14 protein-coding genes are annotated in these 16,941 nt (G+C 73.7%); 10 read left to right on the top strand and 4 right to left on the bottom strand.

Annotation, left to right across the window (positions count from 1 at the left end; translation table 11 throughout):
- The first annotated feature begins 110 nt into the window (after window positions 1-110).
- Both CP984_RS10175 and CP984_RS10170 read left to right on the top strand, forming a co-directional pair.
- On the top strand, window positions 111-314 hold the full coding sequence (locus CP984_RS10175; RefSeq protein WP_003986671.1) for a cold-shock protein: 204 nt from the start codon (window positions 111-113) through the stop codon (window positions 312-314).
- A 158-nt stretch (window positions 315-472) separates the two neighbouring features.
- Window positions 473-1,915 carry a DEAD/DEAH box helicase gene (locus CP984_RS10170; RefSeq protein ID WP_226048637.1) on the top strand — a complete coding sequence of 481 codons (1,443 nt, stop codon included), beginning with the start codon at window positions 473-475 and terminating at the stop codon, window positions 1,913-1,915.
- Between the two features lie 316 nt (window positions 1,916-2,231).
- Here the strand turns inward: CP984_RS10170 and CP984_RS10165 are convergent, their stop codons facing one another.
- A complete protein-coding gene (locus CP984_RS10165; protein WP_003986659.1) occupies window positions 2,232-3,230 on the bottom strand; it encodes a TAXI family TRAP transporter solute-binding subunit in 999 nt (332 codons plus the stop codon).
- Between the two features lie 77 nt (window positions 3,231-3,307).
- Between CP984_RS10165 and miaB the strand changes: the two genes are divergently transcribed.
- Together miaB and CP984_RS10155 are read left to right on the top strand one after the other, a co-directional pair.
- Window positions 3,308-4,792: a tRNA (N6-isopentenyl adenosine(37)-C2)-methylthiotransferase MiaB gene (gene miaB, locus CP984_RS10160; protein ID WP_030184765.1), complete on the top strand. Its 1,485-nt coding sequence runs from the start codon at window positions 3,308-3,310 to the stop codon at window positions 4,790-4,792.
- 149 nt (window positions 4,793-4,941) lie between these two features.
- A complete protein-coding gene (locus CP984_RS10155) occupies window positions 4,942-5,652 on the top strand; it encodes a class III extradiol dioxygenase subunit B-like domain-containing protein (RefSeq protein ID WP_003986657.1) in 711 nt (236 codons plus the stop codon).
- A 198-nt stretch (window positions 5,653-5,850) separates the two neighbouring features.
- Here the strand turns inward: CP984_RS10155 and CP984_RS10150 are convergent, their stop codons facing one another.
- Both CP984_RS10150 and CP984_RS10145 read right to left on the bottom strand, forming a co-directional pair.
- Complete coding sequence (locus CP984_RS10150) at window positions 5,851-6,111, bottom strand: antitoxin (protein WP_003986656.1); 261 nt, start codon at window positions 6,109-6,111, stop codon at window positions 5,851-5,853.
- Window positions 6,112-6,137: 26 nt separating this feature from the next.
- Window positions 6,138-6,416: a hypothetical protein gene (locus CP984_RS10145; protein ID WP_030184767.1), complete on the bottom strand. Its 279-nt coding sequence runs from the start codon at window positions 6,414-6,416 to the stop codon at window positions 6,138-6,140.
- A gap of 184 nt (window positions 6,417-6,600) precedes the next feature.
- On the opposite strand from CP984_RS10145, the gene miaA reads away from it, so the two are divergent.
- The 6 genes from miaA to hflX all read left to right on the top strand — a co-directional run bounded on the left by miaA (window position 6,601) and on the right by hflX (window position 15,139).
- Window positions 6,601-7,539, top strand: coding sequence for a tRNA (adenosine(37)-N6)-dimethylallyltransferase MiaA (gene miaA, locus CP984_RS10140; protein WP_030184770.1), 939 nt, complete (start codon window positions 6,601-6,603; stop codon window positions 7,537-7,539).
- Between the two features lie 108 nt (window positions 7,540-7,647).
- Window positions 7,648-8,184: a hypothetical protein gene (locus CP984_RS10135; protein ID WP_030184773.1), complete on the top strand. Its 537-nt coding sequence runs from the start codon at window positions 7,648-7,650 to the stop codon at window positions 8,182-8,184.
- Window positions 8,185-8,249: 65 nt separating this feature from the next.
- On the top strand, window positions 8,250-9,191 hold the full coding sequence (gene dapF / locus CP984_RS10130) for a diaminopimelate epimerase (RefSeq protein WP_003986652.1): 942 nt from the start codon (window positions 8,250-8,252) through the stop codon (window positions 9,189-9,191).
- A gap of 141 nt (window positions 9,192-9,332) precedes the next feature.
- Window positions 9,333-11,645, top strand: coding sequence for a RelA/SpoT family protein (locus tag CP984_RS10125; protein ID WP_030184778.1), 2,313 nt, complete (start codon window positions 9,333-9,335; stop codon window positions 11,643-11,645).
- A gap of 178 nt (window positions 11,646-11,823) precedes the next feature.
- On the top strand, window positions 11,824-13,512 hold the full coding sequence (locus CP984_RS10120) for a M1 family metallopeptidase (RefSeq protein WP_078575256.1): 1,689 nt from the start codon (window positions 11,824-11,826) through the stop codon (window positions 13,510-13,512).
- A gap of 139 nt (window positions 13,513-13,651) precedes the next feature.
- Complete coding sequence (gene hflX / locus CP984_RS10115) at window positions 13,652-15,139, top strand: GTPase HflX (RefSeq protein ID WP_003983926.1); 1,488 nt, start codon at window positions 13,652-13,654, stop codon at window positions 15,137-15,139.
- A gap of 210 nt (window positions 15,140-15,349) precedes the next feature.
- On the opposite strand, the gene CP984_RS10110 is transcribed toward hflX, so the two are convergent.
- Complete coding sequence (locus CP984_RS10110) at window positions 15,350-16,537, bottom strand: trypsin-like serine peptidase (RefSeq protein ID WP_003983927.1); 1,188 nt, start codon at window positions 16,535-16,537, stop codon at window positions 15,350-15,352.
- Between the last annotated feature and the right edge of the window lie 404 nt (window positions 16,538-16,941).

Raw genomic sequence — 16,941 nt, 5'->3', positions numbered from 1 at the left:
TGAAGCCCCGGGCGTTCCTTGTTTTCCGGACCTTCCTCCGGTGTGTGGCGATCATCTCGGCGACAGGGAGGCCGCGCAGTGCGGTCTCCGGTTTGCAGAAGGAGAAAAACATGGCCACCGGCACCGTGAAGTGGTTCAACGCGGAAAAGGGCTTCGGCTTCATCGAGCAGGACGGCGGCGGCCCCGACGTCTTCGCCCACTACTCGAACATCCAGGCCCAGGGCTTCCGTGAGCTCCTGGAAGGCCAGAAGGTCAACTTCGACGTGACCCAGGGCCCGAAGGGCCCGCAGGCGGAGAACATCATCCCCGCCTGACGCGCGCGTCCGCGGACGGGGCCCGCACCGGCCGGTGCGGGCCCCGTCCGTATGCGTACGCGTCCGTACGCGCCGCCGGCCTGCGACCCGCGGGCGCAACTCCCATACCCGCGGTCCGAGGACCGCACGGCACCCTCCCCGCCACAGAAGGGCTTTCAGTGACCCGAGCGACCGCACCGCGACAGAGCGCCGCACCCAGGACGTCCGCGCAGACGTCACCCCAGCCGCCCGCCGTCTCCTTCGACGAGCTGCCGCTGGCACCGGCCCTCCAGACCGCGCTGCGCGCGCAGGGCGTCACCGAGCCGTTCCCCATCCAGGCCGCGACGCTGCCCGCCACCCTCGCGGGCCAGGACGTCCTCGGCCGCGGCCGGACCGGCTCCGGCAAGACCCTCGCCTTCGGGCTGGCCATGCTCAGCCGTACGGCCGGGCGCCGCGCCGAGAGCAAGAGCCCGCTGGCGCTGGTGCTCGTGCCCACCCGCGAACTGGCCACCCAGGTCACCGACGCGCTCGCCCCGTACGCGGCGGCGGTGGGCCTGCGCACCACCACGGTCGTCGGCGGCACCTCGATCAACCGCCAGATCGCGGCCCTGCGCAAGGGCGCCGAGATCCTGGTCGCCACCCCGGGCCGGCTCGCCGACCTGCTGGACCGCCGCGCCTGCACCCTCGGTCAGGTCGCCATCACGGTCCTGGACGAGGCCGACCAGATGACCGACATGGGCTTTTTGCCGCAGGTCACCCGCCTGATGGAGAAGGTCGACCCGGACGGCCAGCGGATGCTGTTCTCCGCGACGCTGGACCGCAATGTCGACAAGCTCGTCCGCCGGTTCCTGACCGACCCCGTCACCCACTCCGTGGACCCGTCCGCCGCGACGGTCACCACCATGGAGCACCACGTCCTGTACGTGGACGACACCGACAAGCGGGCCACCGCGACCGAGATCGCCGCCCGCGACGGCCGCGTGATCATGTTCGTGGACACCAAGCGCGGCGCCGACCGGCTGACCAAGCACCTGCTGGCCCAGGGCGTACGGGCCGCGGCGCTGCACGGCGGCAAGTCCCAGCCGCAGCGCACCCGCACCCTGGAGCAGTTCCGCACCGGCCGGGCCACCGCGCTGATCGCCACCAACGTCGCCGCCCGCGGCATCCACATCGACGGCCTCGACCTCGTGGTCAACGTCGACCCGCCGACCGAGGCCAAGGACTACCTGCACCGCGGCGGCCGCACCGCGCGGGCCGGCGAGTCCGGCACCGTGGTCACCCTGGTCACGCCCGGCCAGCGCCGGGACATGAGCCGGCTGATGGCGCGCGCGAAGATCAGTCCCGGTACGGCGCGGGTCCGGCCGGGCGACGGCGAACTGATACGCATCACGGGCGCGCAGGCGCCGTCCGGGCAGCCGGTGGTCCTCGACGTGCCCGCGCAGCAGGAGCGGCCGAAGCCCGCGGGTGGCAGTGGCGGCGGTGGCCGGCGACGGCGTCCGCGCCGGAGCGGCTCCGGGGGTGCGGCGGGCGGCGCCACGGGCACCGCGAACGGCGCCCGCCCGGCCCGGCGCCCCGCCCGCTCCCCGAAGGGCCCGCGCACGCCGCGGTCGCCCCAGGCGTGACGGGCGCCGGGGCGCACACGGTCGTCCGTGTGCGCCCCGCGCCGTACGGCTACTCCGGTGCCTGTACGCGCTTGGCGCGGGGCCTCTTCCGTGTCCGTATGCGCCTGGCGCGGGGCCTCTCCCGTGTCCCGTACGCGCCCGGCGCCGTCCACGGGCTCTGCGGCGTCCGTATGCGCCCGCTGTCGGACCTCCACGGGCTCTGCGGCGTCCGTATGCGCCCGCCGTCGGACCTCCACGGGCTCTGCGGAGTCCGTACACGCCCGCCGCCGGGCCTCCCCAGCCTCTGCGGCGTCCCTACGCACCCCGCACCGCCCCCCTACGGCTTCTCCGACACGTAGTACCTCCGCGCCCCCTCGTGCAGCGGCAGCGGATCGGTGAACACCGCGGTGCGCAGGTCCACCTTCTGTGCGGCGTGCACCTCGGTGCCGATCCGGTCCCGGCTCCGTATGACGGTGCGGGTGATCGCCTCGACCATGACCGGATCCTCGCGGTCCGTGGTCACCAGCAGGTTCGCGACCGCGACCGTCCTGATCGCCTGGCCGTTCTGCACCTGCGGGTAGGCGTCGGCCGGCATCACGGCCGCCCGGTAGTGGCGGGATGCCTCGCCCTGCCGGTGCAGCGCCGGGACGAGGTCGCCGAGCTGGACGAGCCGTACCGGCATCCGCCGGGCCACCTGCTGCACGGCCGAGGTCGGCAGCCCGCCCGACCAGAAGAAGGCGTCCAGTTCCTTCTCCTCCAGAAGCTTCGGCATCCGGTCGATGCCGACCCGCACCGCCTCGATGTCATGGTCGAAATCCAGCCCGGCCGCCTTCAGCAGATGCCGGGTGACCAGCTGGACGCCGGAGCCGTCCCCGCCCACACCGACCCGCAGTCCTTCGAGGTCCCTGGCGGAGCCGACGGGGGAGCCGGCCGGGACCACCAGCGCGATGTAGTCGTCGTACAGCCGCGCGCAGGCCCGCAGCCGGGCCGCCGCGCGCGGATCGCGGCGCTGCTGCTCGGCCACCGCGTCCGCGGTGGCGATCGTGAACTGGGCGTGGCCTTTCGCCAGTTGGTTCAGATTGTCCAGTGACCCCGCGCTGTTCATCAGCCGTACGTCGACCTGCGGCAGGTCCCGGCCCAGATCCTGCTTGAGCAACTCGCCGTACCGCGCGTACACCCCGGACCGCACGCCGGTGGACAGCGTCACCTGCCCGGACGGCGCGGGCGGGCCGCCCAGCGGCAGCAGCCACCACAGCAGCAGGCCGAGCGCGGCCAGCGCGGCGGCGGCCGCGAGCAGCGCCCGGCGGCCGCCGGAACGGGGGAGTACGGAAACCATGGCGGGATCCTGCCAGTCCCGTACCCGGAACGGGAGGGGCGAGGTGCCGGTGGGAACACGTACCCTGGTCGATTGAGATGAGTGCGAAGACATACGAGGTGCGCACCTACGGGTGCCAGATGAACGTCCACGACTCCGAGCGGCTGTCGGGCCTGCTGGAGGACGCCGGATACGTCCCTGCGCCCAAGGACGCCGAAGGGGCCGATGTCGTCGTCTTCAACACCTGCGCGGTGCGGGAGAACGCCGACAACCGGCTCTACGGCAACCTCGGCCAGCTCGCGCCCAAGAAGGCCGCGCGGCCGGGCATGCAGATCGCCGTCGGCGGCTGCCTGGCCCAGAAGGACCGCGACACCATCGTCAAGAAGGCCCCCTGGGTCGACGTGGTCTTCGGGACGCACAACATCGGCAAGCTGCCGGTCCTCCTGGAGCGCGCCCGCGTCCAGGAAGAGGCCCAGGTCGAGATCGCCGAGTCGCTGGAGGCGTTCCCCTCCACCCTGCCCACCCGCCGCGAGAGCGCCTACGCGGCGTGGGTCTCCATCTCGGTCGGCTGCAACAACACCTGCACCTTCTGCATCGTGCCCGCCCTGCGCGGCAAGGAGAAGGACCGCCGCCCCGGCGACATCCTCGCCGAGATCGAGGCGCTGGTCGACGAGGGCGTCTCCGAGATCACCCTGCTCGGCCAGAACGTCAACGCCTACGGCTCCGACATCGGCGACCGCGAGGCGTTCAGCAAGCTGCTGCGCGCCTGCGGGAAGATCGAGGGCCTGGAGCGGGTCCGCTTCACCTCGCCGCACCCCCGCGACTTCACCGACGACGTGATCGCCGCCATGGCCGAGACGCCGAACGTGATGCCGCAGCTGCACATGCCGCTGCAGTCCGGCTCGGACACCGTCCTGAAGGCGATGCGCCGCTCGTACCGCCAGGAGCGCTTCCTCGGCATCATCGAGAAGGTGCGCGCCGCGATGCCGGACGCCGCCATCTCCACGGACATCATCGTCGGCTTCCCCGGCGAGACCGAGGAGGACTTCGAGCAGACCCTGCACACGGTCCGCGAGTCCCGCTTCGCGCAGGCGTTCACCTTCCAGTACTCCAAGCGCCCGGGCACCCCGGCCGCCGAGATGGAAGGACAGATCCCCAAGGAGGTCGTCCAGGCGCGCTACGAGCGGCTGGTCGCCCTCCAGGAGGAGATCTCCTGGGAGGAGAACAAGAAGCAGGTCGGCCGCACCCTGGAGGTCATGGTCGCCGAGGGCGAGGGCCGCAAGGACGACGCCACCCGCCGCCTGTCCGGCCGCGCGCCCGACAACCGCCTGGTGCACTTCACCCGCCCCGAGGAGCCGGTGCGCCCCGGCGACATGGTGACCGTCGAGATCACCTACGCCGCCCCGCACCACCTGCTCGCCGAGGGCCCCGTGCAGGCCGTCCGCCGTACGCGCGCGGGCGACGCCTGGGAGAAGCGCAACGCCGCCCCGGCCGCCAAGCCGGCGGGCGTCATGCTGGGCCTGCCGACGATCGGCGCCCCCGCACCGAGCCCGGCTCCGGCCGCGGGCTGCGGCTGCGACTGACGGACCGGGGCGGGGCGGCGACTGCCGACTGACGCACCGGGCAGGGCGGCGACTGCGGCGCTACGGGGCTGACCGGACGGCGGCCCCGTGCGCGCGTGCCCGGCGCGAGCTGCCGGGCCCCGTACGGCCGCCTTGCTAGGGTTCCAGCCATGCTTGTCGCCGCCGCCGTCTGCCCGTGCCCGCCGGTCCTCGTCCCGGAAGTCGCCTCCGGAGCCGCACCCGAGCTGGACGGCCTGCGGGCCGCCGCGCTCGACGCGGTCGGTGTGCTCGCCGCGGCCCGGCCGGACCGGCTGGTCGTCGTCGGCCCCGCCGAACAGGCGGGCCGCGGGCCGCACGGGCAGGGCGCGGTGGGCTCCTTCCGCGGCTTCGGCGTGGACCTGGACGTGAGCCTGGGCGCCTCCGAGACGCCCCCGGAGCGGCCGCTGCCGCCGTCGCTGTCGGTCGGCGCCTGGCTGCTGGCCCGTACGGACTGGGCGGACGCGCCGGTCGAGGGACTGGGCGTCGGCGAGCCGCTGGCGGCCGACCGCTGCGCGCAGGTCGGCCGGGAGATCGCGGCGTCGGCGAAGCGGGTCGCCCTGCTGGTCATGGGCGACGGCAGCGCTTGCCGGACGGTGAAGGCTCCGGGCTACTACGACGAACGGGCCGAGGACTTCGACGCGGCCGTGGCGCGCGCTCTGGGGGCTGCGGACACCGAGGCCCTGGCCGGGCTGGACGCGGAGCTGGCGAGCGAGCTGAAGGCGTCCGGACGGGTCTGCTGGCAGGTCCTGGCCGGCGCAGCGGAGGGCGCCGGGCTGCGCGGCGAGCTGCTGCGCGAGGAGGCTCCGTACGGCGTGGGGTATTTCGTGGCGGCCTGGTCGTAGTCGTAGAGGCGGCTCGGTCGGGGTGCGAGGGCGGCTCGGCTGGATCGTAGGAACGGCTCGGCCGCAGGGCGTACAGGAGCGTCGTGGGGCGCGGCTGCGAGCGCGGGCGCCCGGTGACACGTCGACGGCCGCGGAGCGCGTCGCTCCGCGGCCGTCGTGCGCCGTGCGGGCCGTCCGGCCCAGGTTCCCCCGGTCGCCTCAGGAGATCTGGCCCCGCGGGCCGGGGCCGCCGCTGCCGTCGGACCGGCGGGATTCCTCGGCCAGCCGGCCGAGGGCGTCCTTCGCCTTGCCGGCGCCGGTCCCGATCTGACGGCTGTACTTGCCCTTGGTCCTCTCGTCGACCGCCCGTGCGGCCTTGTCGAGGCCCTGCTCGATCCGGTCCCCGTGCTGCTGCGCGAGATCACCGGCCCGGTCCTTGAGCGGACCGAGCTTGGCCTTGAGGTTGTCCAGCAGACCCATGGGCCACCTTCCTTGCGTACCGCGTCCTACTTGCGGGCGCCTTCCCCGGCCTCGCTGTCGGCGGCCGCCTCGGCCGACTGCTGCTTGGGGATCTCGACACCCTCGGCGGCAGCGGCCTCACCGGCCTCCTCGGCGGAAGGCGTCGCGTCCGCGCCCGCCCCGTCCTGCTCCGCCTGCGCGGCGGCCTCGGCGGAGCGGTCCGCCGACTCGTCACCCTCCGGTGCCTCCGCCGTCACTGTCGCGGCGGCGGCCTCCTCCGTCGACGCTTCGTCCTTACGGCGACGAAACCGTGAAAACACGCCCATATCCTCACTCCATACGTTACTCGTGCGGGCGAAATCCCGGGGCGCCCGGAGCGTCCCATTGCGCCGCCCGCGGGCTCCGGTCCGTGAACCGGCGGCCGGAACCTCGCATCAGGCAACGAACACGGAGGCGAGCCGTCACGTCGCTCGTTCGAGATCAGGCCCACGGGTTTGCGAGACTGGGCCGGTGAACACCGCAGTTCCCGCACCCCGGGTCATCGCCGTCGTCGGTCCCACCGCGGCCGGAAAGTCCGATCTGGGCGTAGCCCTCGCCCGGCACCTCGGCGGCGAGGTCGTCAACGCCGACTCCATGCAGCTCTACCGCGGAATGGACATCGGCACCGCCAAGCTGACGGTGCCCGAGCGCCAGGGCGTCCCGCACCACCTCCTGGACATCTGGGACGTCACCCGCGCCGCGAACGTCGCCGAGTACCAGCGGCTGGCCCGCGCCGAGATCGACCGGCTGCTCGCCGAGGGCCGTACGCCCGTCCTCGTCGGCGGCTCCGGTCTGTACGTACGCGGCGCCATCGACGCCCTCGACTTCCCCGGCACCGACCCCGAGGTGCGCGCCCGCCTGGAGGCCGAGCTCGCCGAGCAGGGCAGCGGCGCCCTGCACGCCCGGCTCGCCGCCGCGGACCCCGAGGCCGCCCGCGCCATCCTGGCGAGCAACGGGCGCCGCATCGTGCGCGCCCTGGAGGTCATCGAGATCACCGGCCGCCCCTTCACCGCCAACCTCCCGGGGCACGAGGCGGTCTACGACACCGTCCAGATCGGCGTCGACGTGGCCCGCCCCGAGCTGGACGAGCGCATCGCCCGCCGGGTGGACCGGATGTGGGACGAGGGTCTGGTGGACGAGGTGCGGCGGCTGGAGGGCGAGGGGCTGCGCGAGGGCCGTACCGCCTCCCGCGCCCTCGGCTACCAGCAGGTGCTCGCCCAGCTCGCGGGGGAGTGCACGGAGCAGGAAGCGCGGAACGAGACGGTCCGGGCCACCAAGCGCTTCGCACGCCGCCAGGACTCCTGGTTCCGCCGGGACCCCCGGGTCCACTGGCTCAGCGGTGCCGCCGCGGACCGCGCGGAACTCCCGGAACGGGCGCTGGCGTTGGTCGCGCCCCCGGTCACAGCCTGATCACGTCATGGCATCGGGACGCTCCGCCCGTCATCCGGGCCCCCGGGAGCGTGTCATCATCGACCTTCGATCGAGGCGTGCAGTCAGCAGTGGGGAGGGCGCGTGGCGATGGAGGCCGGCCCTCGCAACAGACCGCAGCAACCGGACGGTCGGGGCGACGGACAGCGGGACGCGACAAAGTCGCCGACCCACGATGGACCCGTGCCCTTCGGCCCCGACGGGGCCGCCCCGGAGCCGCTGGGCGAACCGGCGGGGCCGGCGTCCCTGGACGGCTCGGACGGCCCCGAGCAGGCCGTGGAGGGCGGCGAGTCCTTCCGTGAACTGCGCCCGCCGCGCCGGCTGCGCATCTGGCAGCTCGCGCCCATCGTGGGCCTCGCCATCCTCGGCTCGCTGATGTTCGCCTTCCCGCTCGCCTTCGAGTTCGGCGGCGACGGCGGCGCGGTGATCTCCATGCTCGGCCTGCTGCTGTTCGGCTGCGCCGCCGGCTGGGGCATGATGGCCGCCCGCCGGGTCGGCCACACCTGGCCCGGCCTGCCCGCGCGCGGCTCCGGCCGCCGCCCGGACTGGCGGGTCGTCCTGGCGTACGCCGCGGTCGTCGCGGTCCTCGCCCTGCTGGCCGTATGGCGGGTCGCCCGGCTGCACTGACCCGGTGCCCGTGCCCGGCCGGGGCCGGGAAGCCGGCTGTCACTGCCGCGCCGTACGATGCAGACATGACCAACGCACAGGCAACCGCCCAGGCCACGGGGACCGCAGTGGACACCGCGCCGCCCGCCGCGGGCGGTCCCGGCCGCGGCATCGCCTTCCTCAAGGGCCACGGCACGGAGAACGACTTCGTGATCGTCCCCGACCCGGACGGCGTCCTGGAGCTGTCCGCCGACGCGGTGGCGCGGATCTGCGACCGCCGGGCCGGCGTCGGCGGCGACGGCCTGCTGCGCGTGGTGCGCTCCGCCGCCGACCCCGCGGCCCGCGCCCAGGCCGCCGAGGCCGAGTGGTTCATGGACTACCGCAACGGCGACGGCTCCGTGGCCGAGATGTGCGGCAACGGCATCCGCGTCTTCGCCCGCTACCTCCAGCACGCCGGTCTCGTCGGCGCGGGCGAGTTCGCCATCGCCACCCGGGCCGGCGTGAAGCGGGTCCGGCTGGCCGAGGACGGCGACGTCACGGTCTCCATGGGCCGCGCCGCCCTGCTCCCGGACGGCGTGACGGTCACGGTCGGCGACCGCAGCTGGCCCGCCCGCAACGTGAACATGGGCAATCCCCACGCCGTCGCCTTCGTCGAGGACCTCGACCACGCCGGGGACCTGTACGGCGTCCCGCCGTTCAGCCCAGCAGCCGTCTACCCCGACGGCGTGAACATCGAGTTCGTCGCCGACCGCGGCCCGCGCCACGTCGCGATGCGGGTCCACGAGCGCGGCGCCGGCGAGACCCGCTCCTGCGGCACCGGTGCCTGCGCCGTCGCGGTCGCCGCCGCCCGCCGGGACGGCATCGACCCCGCGGCCACCGGCAGCCCCGTCACGTACCGGGTCGACCTGCCCGGCGGCAGCCTGTCCATCACCGAGCTGCCGGACGGCACGGTCGAGATGACCGGCCCCGCGGTGATCGTCGCGCACGGCACGCTGGATCCTGCGTGGCTGGTCACGGCCCTCGACTGAGACTTCGCTCGAATGGGTGATCCGGTTCACGCTGGGCGAGAGCGGGACAGCGCTGCGTGATGGGCTCGGTAGCATCAAGCACCGGCCCGGGGCGACCGACTGCGGGCGCCCGACCGCCGGTCGACGCCGCCGGAGGTGCCCATGAGCGCAGAGGCCACGAATCCTGGTAATCCCGTCGCGCCGGTCCAGGCCGGTCCGCCCGACCTGGGCGAGGTCTCGCACCGCAAACGCGGCCGCCCCCGTCTGGAGCTGCGCGGCCTGCGCCGTATCGGCCGGGCCGCGCTCCTGGGACCGGCCCCCCGCGACGGCCTGCCGGACGCCCTGGAGCACGTCGCCAAGGTGCACCGGACCCACCACCCTGACGCCGACCTGGACACCCTCAGCAGGGCCTACGCACTCGCCGAGTCCTCGCACCGCGGCCAGTTGCGCAAGAGCGGGGAGCCGTACATCACCCACCCGCTCGCGGTGACCCTGATCCTGGCCGAACTGGGCGCCGAGACCACGACCTTGACCGCCTCCCTGCTCCACGACACCGTCGAGGACACGGATGTGACGCTCGATCAGGTCGGCGCGGAGTTCGGCAAGGAGGTCTGCTATCTGGTCGACGGCGTGACCAAGCTGGAGAAGGTCGACTACGGCGCCGCCGCCGAGCCCGAGACCTTCCGCAAGATGCTGGTCGCCACCGGCAACGACGTGCGCGTGATGTCCATCAAACTGGCCGACCGGCTGCACAACATGCGCACCCTCGGCGTGATGCGCCCCGAGAAGCAGGTCAGGATCGCCAAGGTCACCCGCGATGTGCTCATCCCGCTGGCCGAACGGCTGGGCGTGCAGGCGCTCAAGAGCGAGCTGGAGGACTTGGTCTTCGCGATCCTGCATCCGGAGGAGTACGCCACCACCCGCGCCCTCGTGCACGCCCACGCGGCCCGCCCGGACCCCCTCGCCGCGATCGCCGAGCGGGTGCGCGCCCTCCTGGACGAGGCCGACATCGACGCCGAAGTGCTCGTGCGCCCCCGGCACTTGGTCTCCGTGCACCGCGTGCGCCTGGCGCGCGGCACGGTCACCGGCACCGACCTCGGCCGCCTGCTGGTGCTGGTCGCCGAGGACGCCGACTGCTACGCGGTCCTCGGCGAGCTCCACACCTGCTTCACGCCGGTGATCTCGGAGTTCAAGGACTTCATCGCCGCGCCGAAGTTCAACCTCTACCAGTCGCTGCACACGGCCGTCACCGACGAGGACGGCGCCATTGCGGAAACGCTCATCCGTACGCACCGCATGCACCGCGTCGCCGAGGCCGGGGTGGTCGCGCTGGGCAACCCGTACGCCCCCGCTGACGGCTCCGAGCCCGCTGCCGAGCGTCCGGCCGCGGACGCCGACGGCGACGGGGGGGACGGGGAGGACGGTGAGCGGGTGGACCCGACCCAGCCCGGCTGGCTGTGCCGCCTCCTGGAGTGGCAGCGCGCCACCCCCGACCCGGACACGTTCTGGACCTCGCTGCGCGCCGACCTCGCCCAGGACCGGGAGATCACGGTCTTCTGTGCGGAAGGGGGCTTCGGCGACGGCGGCCCGTCGGGCCGGGCTGCCTCCCGTACGGGCGCGGACGGCACCGCCACCGTCGGCCTGCCCGCCGGCGCGAGCTGTGTGGACGCCGCGTACGCGCTCTACGGCGAAGGGGCGCACAGTTGCATCGGCGCGCGCGTCAACGGCCGCCTCGCAACCCTCTCCACGGTCCTGTGCGACGGCGACAGCCTGCACCTGCTCATGGCCCCGGACTCCGCCGCCGGCCCCTCGCCCGACTGGCTCGACCACACCCGTACGCCGGCCGCCCGGCTCGCCATCTCCCGCTGGCTGGCCGCCCACCCGGGGGCGGAATCGGGGGCGGGCGAGAGCGCGGTAGGGGCGGGCGCGCCGAGTGGCGCCGGTTGCGCGCGGGGCACCGGCGCGGCCGAGACGCCCGACCGCCCCGGGGGGACGGACACCGCCGGACTGTCCACCGACCTCCCCGGCGCGAACGTACGGCTGGCGGGCTGCTGCACCCCCGTGCCGCCCGACCACGTCACCGGCTTCGCCGTACGGGGCGGCATCGTGACCGTGCACCGCGTGCTGTGCCCCGTGGTGGCCCGGATGGCCGCCTCCGGGCGGAAGCCGGTCGGCGCCCGCTGGCGCGGCGCGGGCAACCGCGCGCAGGGCTGCCGGGTCACCCTCCTCGCCGAGGCGTTCACCCGGCCGCACCTGCTCGCCGACCTCACGGAGGCCATCGCCGCCGAGGGGGCCGCCGTGGTGGCCGCGGCCGTGGAGCCGCCCCGCGAACAGCGGGTGCGCCACACGTACACCCTCCACCTGCCGGACGCGGCCAAGCTGCCGTCCCTGATGCGGGCGATGCGGCAGGTGCCGGGCGTCTTCGACGTGCTGCGGGCGGGCCGCGCGCGGGCGACGATGACGGCGCGTTCCTGAGGGCGCCCGCTCCGGCGCGCGGGCGACGATGACGGCGCGTTTCCGAGGCACCCACCTGCGCGCGGGCCCGGCACACCCGTTCCCCTCCGGCCTCGACGGACGTACGGCCCACCCTCGTTCGGGTGCCGTACTGCCGCGTCGGCCACGGGCCGGAGCCCCGCGCTGATAGCGGTGGGTCATGCCGCTTTCCTCGTACCACCCCGCCCCCGGCCCCGGCGGACCCGCCTCCGCCCCCGGCCAGGGTCCCGGAGGCGCCCCGACCCGCCCCCACCCGGGGGCCGCCCGCCGCCGGGCAGCGCTCGGCCTGCTCGCCGCGGCCTCCCTGGTCGCCGCGGGACTCCCGGACGCCGCGCCGCTCGGCGTCGGCGACCGGCTCTACCCGCACCTCGGCAACCCCGGCTACGACGTGCGCGCGTACGACATCGCCCTGACCTACCCCGGCCGCAACGACCGGCCGCTGGACGCCGTCACGAAGATCACCGCCCGCGCCACCGCCCGCCTGGAGCGCGTCAACCTCGACTTCGCGCACGGCACCGTCCGCTCGGTCGAGGTCAACGGCCGGCGCGCGGCCCATGTCACGCGCGGCGAGGACCTGATCGTCACGCCCCGCCAGGCCGTACGCCGCGGCACCCCGCTGCGCATCGTCGTGCGGCACACCAGCGACCCGCGCCCCCGCGAGGGCGGCAAGGGCGGCCGCGAGGACGGCTGGCTGCGGACGAAGGACGGGCTGGTCATGGCCAACCAGGTCGACGCCGCGCACCGGATCTTCCCGAGCAACGACCACCCGTCGGACAAGGCCCTCTACACCTTCCGCGTCACCGCGCCCAAGGGCCTGACGGTCGTCGCCGGCGGGCTGCCGGTGGGGCGCTATCCGGCCACCGTACGGACCGTGCCGGACGCGGGCGGGAAGCGGGCCGGACACGGCGCCGGGCAGGCCCGGGCGGTCCCCGCCACCACCTGGGTCTACCGCTCCGCGCACCCCGTGGCCACCGAGGTCGCGCAGGTGTCCATCGGGCGTTCCGCGGTCGTCCGCCGCACCGGTCCGCACGGCCTGCCGCTGCGCGACGTCGTACCGGCCGCGGACCGCAAGCGCCTGGAACCGTGGCTGGCCAAGACACCCGGCCAGCTCTCCTGGATGGAGAAGAAGGTCGGCCGCTACCCCTTCGAGGCGTACGGCGTGCTGCTCGCGCAGGCCGAGACCGGCTTCGAGCTGGAGACCCAGACCCTGTCCCTCTTCGAGGAGCGGCTGTTCACGGGCGGCCGGTACCCCCGCTGGTACATCGAAGCGATCATGGTGCACGAGCTGGCGCACCAGTGGTTCGGCGACAGCGTCTCCCCGCGCACCTGGTCGGACGCCTGGCTCAACGAGTCGCACGCCACCTGGTACGAGGAGCTGTACGCGCACGAACACGCCAAGAGGTCCATGGACGAGCGCACGCGCCGCGCCTACAGCGTCTCGGACCGGCTGCGGCGCGAGGGCGGCCCGCCCGGCGCGCCCAAGCCGCCGGCCCCCGGCAACAAGACCGGCATCTTCCGGCCCGTGATGTACGACGGCAGCGCGCTCGTCCTGTACGCGCTGCGCGCCAAGATCGGGCACGCCGCGTTCGACCGGCTGGAACGCGCCTGGGTGACCCGGCACCGGGACGGCGTCGCGGGCACCGCCGACTTCGTCGCGCTGGCCTCCCGTACCTCGGGCCAGGACCTCACCGGCTTCTTCCACAGCTGGCTGTACGACACCAAGACCCCGCCCATGCCGGGCCACCCGGACTGGAAGAGCACCTACCAGACCCCGCACCCGCCCGCGCGGCAGCCCGCCGCCAAGCCCGCGAAGACGCGGCCCGCGGCCGCGCACGGAAAACCCGCGTGACGGCTTCCACCGGCCATGCGACCATCGTCTGGCCGACGACGGGGCGGCCGGGAATCTTCCCGGGCCCTCCGGACGTTGTCACGAACGCAGGTTCCGGGGCCGCGCGGCCCCGGGACGTTCCAACGATGCAAAGGATCAAATGACCTCCTCTTCTTCCCTTCCACAGGACCGGCAGCGCCTCTCCGAGAGCCTCCGGGCCGACGCCCTGATGGAAGAGGACGTCGCCTGGAGTTACGAGATCGACGGGGAGCGTGACGGCGAGCAGTACGACCGTACGGAGCGCGCCGCGCTGCGCCGCGTCGCCGGACTGTCCACCGAGCTCGAGGACGTCACCGAGGTCGAGTACCGCCAGCTCCGCCTGGAGCGCGTGGTGCTGGTCGGTGTCTGGACCTCCGGCACGGTGCAGGACGCCGAGAACAGCCTCGCCGAGCTGGCCGCGCTGGCCGAGACGGCGGGCGCGCTGGTGCTCGACGGCGTCGTCCAGCGCCGCGACAAGCCCGACCCGGCCACCTACATCGGTTCCGGCAAGGCCCTGGAGCTGCGCGACATCGTCCTGGAGTCCGGCGCGGACACGGTGGTCTGCGACGGTGAGCTGAGCCCCGGCCAGCTGATCCACCTCGAAGACGTCGTCAAGGTCAAGGTCGTCGACCGTACGGCCCTGATCCTGGACATCTTCGCCCAGCACGCCAAGTCCCGGGAGGGCAAGGCGCAGGTCTCGCTGGCGCAGATGCAGTACATGCTGCCCAGGCTGCGCGGCTGGGGCCAGTCGCTGTCCCGGCAGATGGGTGGCGGTGGCTCCGGCTCTGCGGGCGGCGGCATGGCCACCCGTGGTCCCGGTGAGACCAAGATCGAGACGGACCGGCGACGGATCCGCGAGAAGATGGCGAAGATGCGCCGGGAGATCGCGGAGATGAAGACCGGCCGGGACATCAAGCGGCAGGAACGCCGCCGCCACAAGGTCCCCTCGGTCGCCATCGCGGGCTACACCAACGCGGGCAAGTCCTCCCTGCTCAACCGCCTGACCGGGGCCGGAGTCCTGGTGGAGAACGCGCTGTTCGCCACCCTGGACCCGACCGTGCGCCGGGCCGAGACGCCCAGCGGCCGGCTCTACACCCTCGCCGACACCGTCGGCTTCGTCCGCCACCTGCCCCACCACCTCGTCGAGGCGTTCCGCTCCACGATGGAGGAGGTCGGCGACTCCGACCTCATCCTCCACGTGGTCGACGGCTCGCACCCGGTGCCCGAGGAGCAGCTCGCCGCCGTGCGCGAGGTGATCCGCGACGTCGGCGCCACCGACGTCCCGGAGATCGTGGTCGTCAACAAGGCGGACGCCGCCGACCCGCTGGTCCTCCAGCGGCTGCTGCGCAACGAGAAGCACGCCATCGCGGTCTCGGCCCGTACGGGCCAGGGCATCGACGAGCTGCTCGCCCTGATCGACGAGGAACTGCCCCGTCCGCAGGTCGAGATCGAGGCGCTGGTGCCCTACACCCAGGGCGCGCTGGTCTCGCGGGCGCACGCCGAGGGCGAGGTGATCTCCGAGGAACACGTCGCGGAGGGCACCGTCCTCAAGGCGCGCGTCCACGAGGAACTGGCCGCCGAGTTCCAGCCGTACGTACCGGCTGCGTGACGCGGCGGGCGTAGGCGGCGTGCCGTACGACGGGACGCCGTAGGCCCAGCGCCGTAAGCACGATGCCGTAGGCACTACGAAGGCCCGCCCCTGTGATGGGGGCGGGCCTTCGTACGTGCGGGAAGCGGCTGCGCAAGAGAGAGCCGCGCGTACGGCCATAGGGCGAGGGCCCGCCCCCGGAAACCGGGAGCGGGCCCTCGTCCGTCGCGACTACTGCGACGCGAACTTCTTGCTCATCGCGCCGTACATGCTCTTGGCCTCGGGGCCGAGGTGCGGGCCCGCCAGCCAGCCGGCCGGGCGCGGGCCGATCGAGGTGTTGGACACCAGGACCGGCTTGCCGTCCGAGCCCTTGGCGAACCAGGGGCCACCGGAGGAACCGGCGGTCATCAGGCAGCCGATGCGGTACATGGTCGGCTTCTGGGCGGCCAGCGACAGCCGGCCCGGCTTGTCGGTGCACTGCTGCAGCGACGAGCCGTCGAACGGCGCCTCGGCCGGGTAGCCCTGCGCGGTGATGCTGGAGATGTCCGGGATCGCGGAGGCGTTGAAGTCCACCGAGTACGCACCGCCGGCGACCTCTTCGAGGGACTTGTTGCCCGCGCCCTTCTCCGGCGTCACGTGCATGATCGCGAAGTCGTACGGCGCCATCGGCACGCTGTTGCCCTGCGGACCGCCCTGGCTGATCCACTGGTTGGAGGTCGACGCGCCGTCCGCCCACCACACACCCTTGGGGAACATCTCCTCACGCGTGGCGCGCTCCAACTGGGCCGCGGGCTTGCCGCTGTCGTTGAACGACGGGGCGAAGATCATGTTGCGGTACCAGCCGCCGCTCTTGCCGGCGTGCACACAGTGGCCCGCGGTCCACACCAGGTTCGACTTGCCCGGGTGCGCGGGGTCCTTGACGACCGCGCCGGAACAGACCGCGTGGCCCTCGGGCGTGTCGAAGAAGATCTTGCCGAGGCCGGGCGCGTTCCGGCCGAACGGCGGCTTGACCGCCTTGGCCTGCACCGGCCGCGGCTCCGGGTCGGTCCGCCCCTGGTCACCGGAGATGTCCTTGGGCGTCGGCTCCTTCGGCGGCTTGGCCTTGCTCGCCCGGTCCGGGTCCCACAGACCCTTGATGATCGGGTTGATGAACTCACTGGCCTCGCGGAGCCACTTGTCCTTGTCCCAGTTCTTCCACTCGCCGTTCTTCCACTTGTCCAGGTCGACGCCGTGTTCCTTCAGCTTGTCCTGGATGTCCTTGGGGATCGTGAAGCCACCCCCGCCCGCGCTGCCCTGATCCGCGGACTGGCTGGGCTTGCCGTCCGCCTGGTTGCCCTCCGGGCCGCAGCCGGTGGCGGTCAGCGCCACCACCGCGGTGAGAGCGGCCGCGGCCAGGACCGGCCGACGTATGGATCGCATGGGTTGAACTCCCCCTGGTGTGTTCAGGCGTGCCTGATGGACCTGTCCGGCCCCGTGCGGCCCTGCCGCGCCTCGGCCGGTTGTGCCGGTCTTGCTCCGGACGTGCCTGGATCTGCTGTTTTGTCATGCACCGGAAAGCCGGGGCAGGTCCCCACTATGCCGGTGACGTTGGGGACGGCGGCGGGCGGGTCCCCGGTTCCGGATCGGGGGATCTTCGGCGGATCTCCGGGAAATCTCCGGGGGATCTTCGGGCGAGGGGCGGGTGTGCGGTCCTTCCCGTACGGCCTTACGGGAGCTTCCGCGCCGGGTTCGTGCGCCGCGCCGGGGCCGTCCGCGCCGGGTCCGAACGCCGCCACGGAGCCGTCCGCGAAGGATCTTCGGGCAGGCCGTTATCTCCCGCCCGG

The organism is Streptomyces rimosus (assembly GCF_008704655.1).
GTDB classification, from domain to species: Bacteria; Actinomycetota; Actinomycetes; order Streptomycetales; family Streptomycetaceae; genus Streptomyces; species Streptomyces rimosus.
This window is presented reverse-complemented; position numbering and strand designations above follow the sequence as displayed.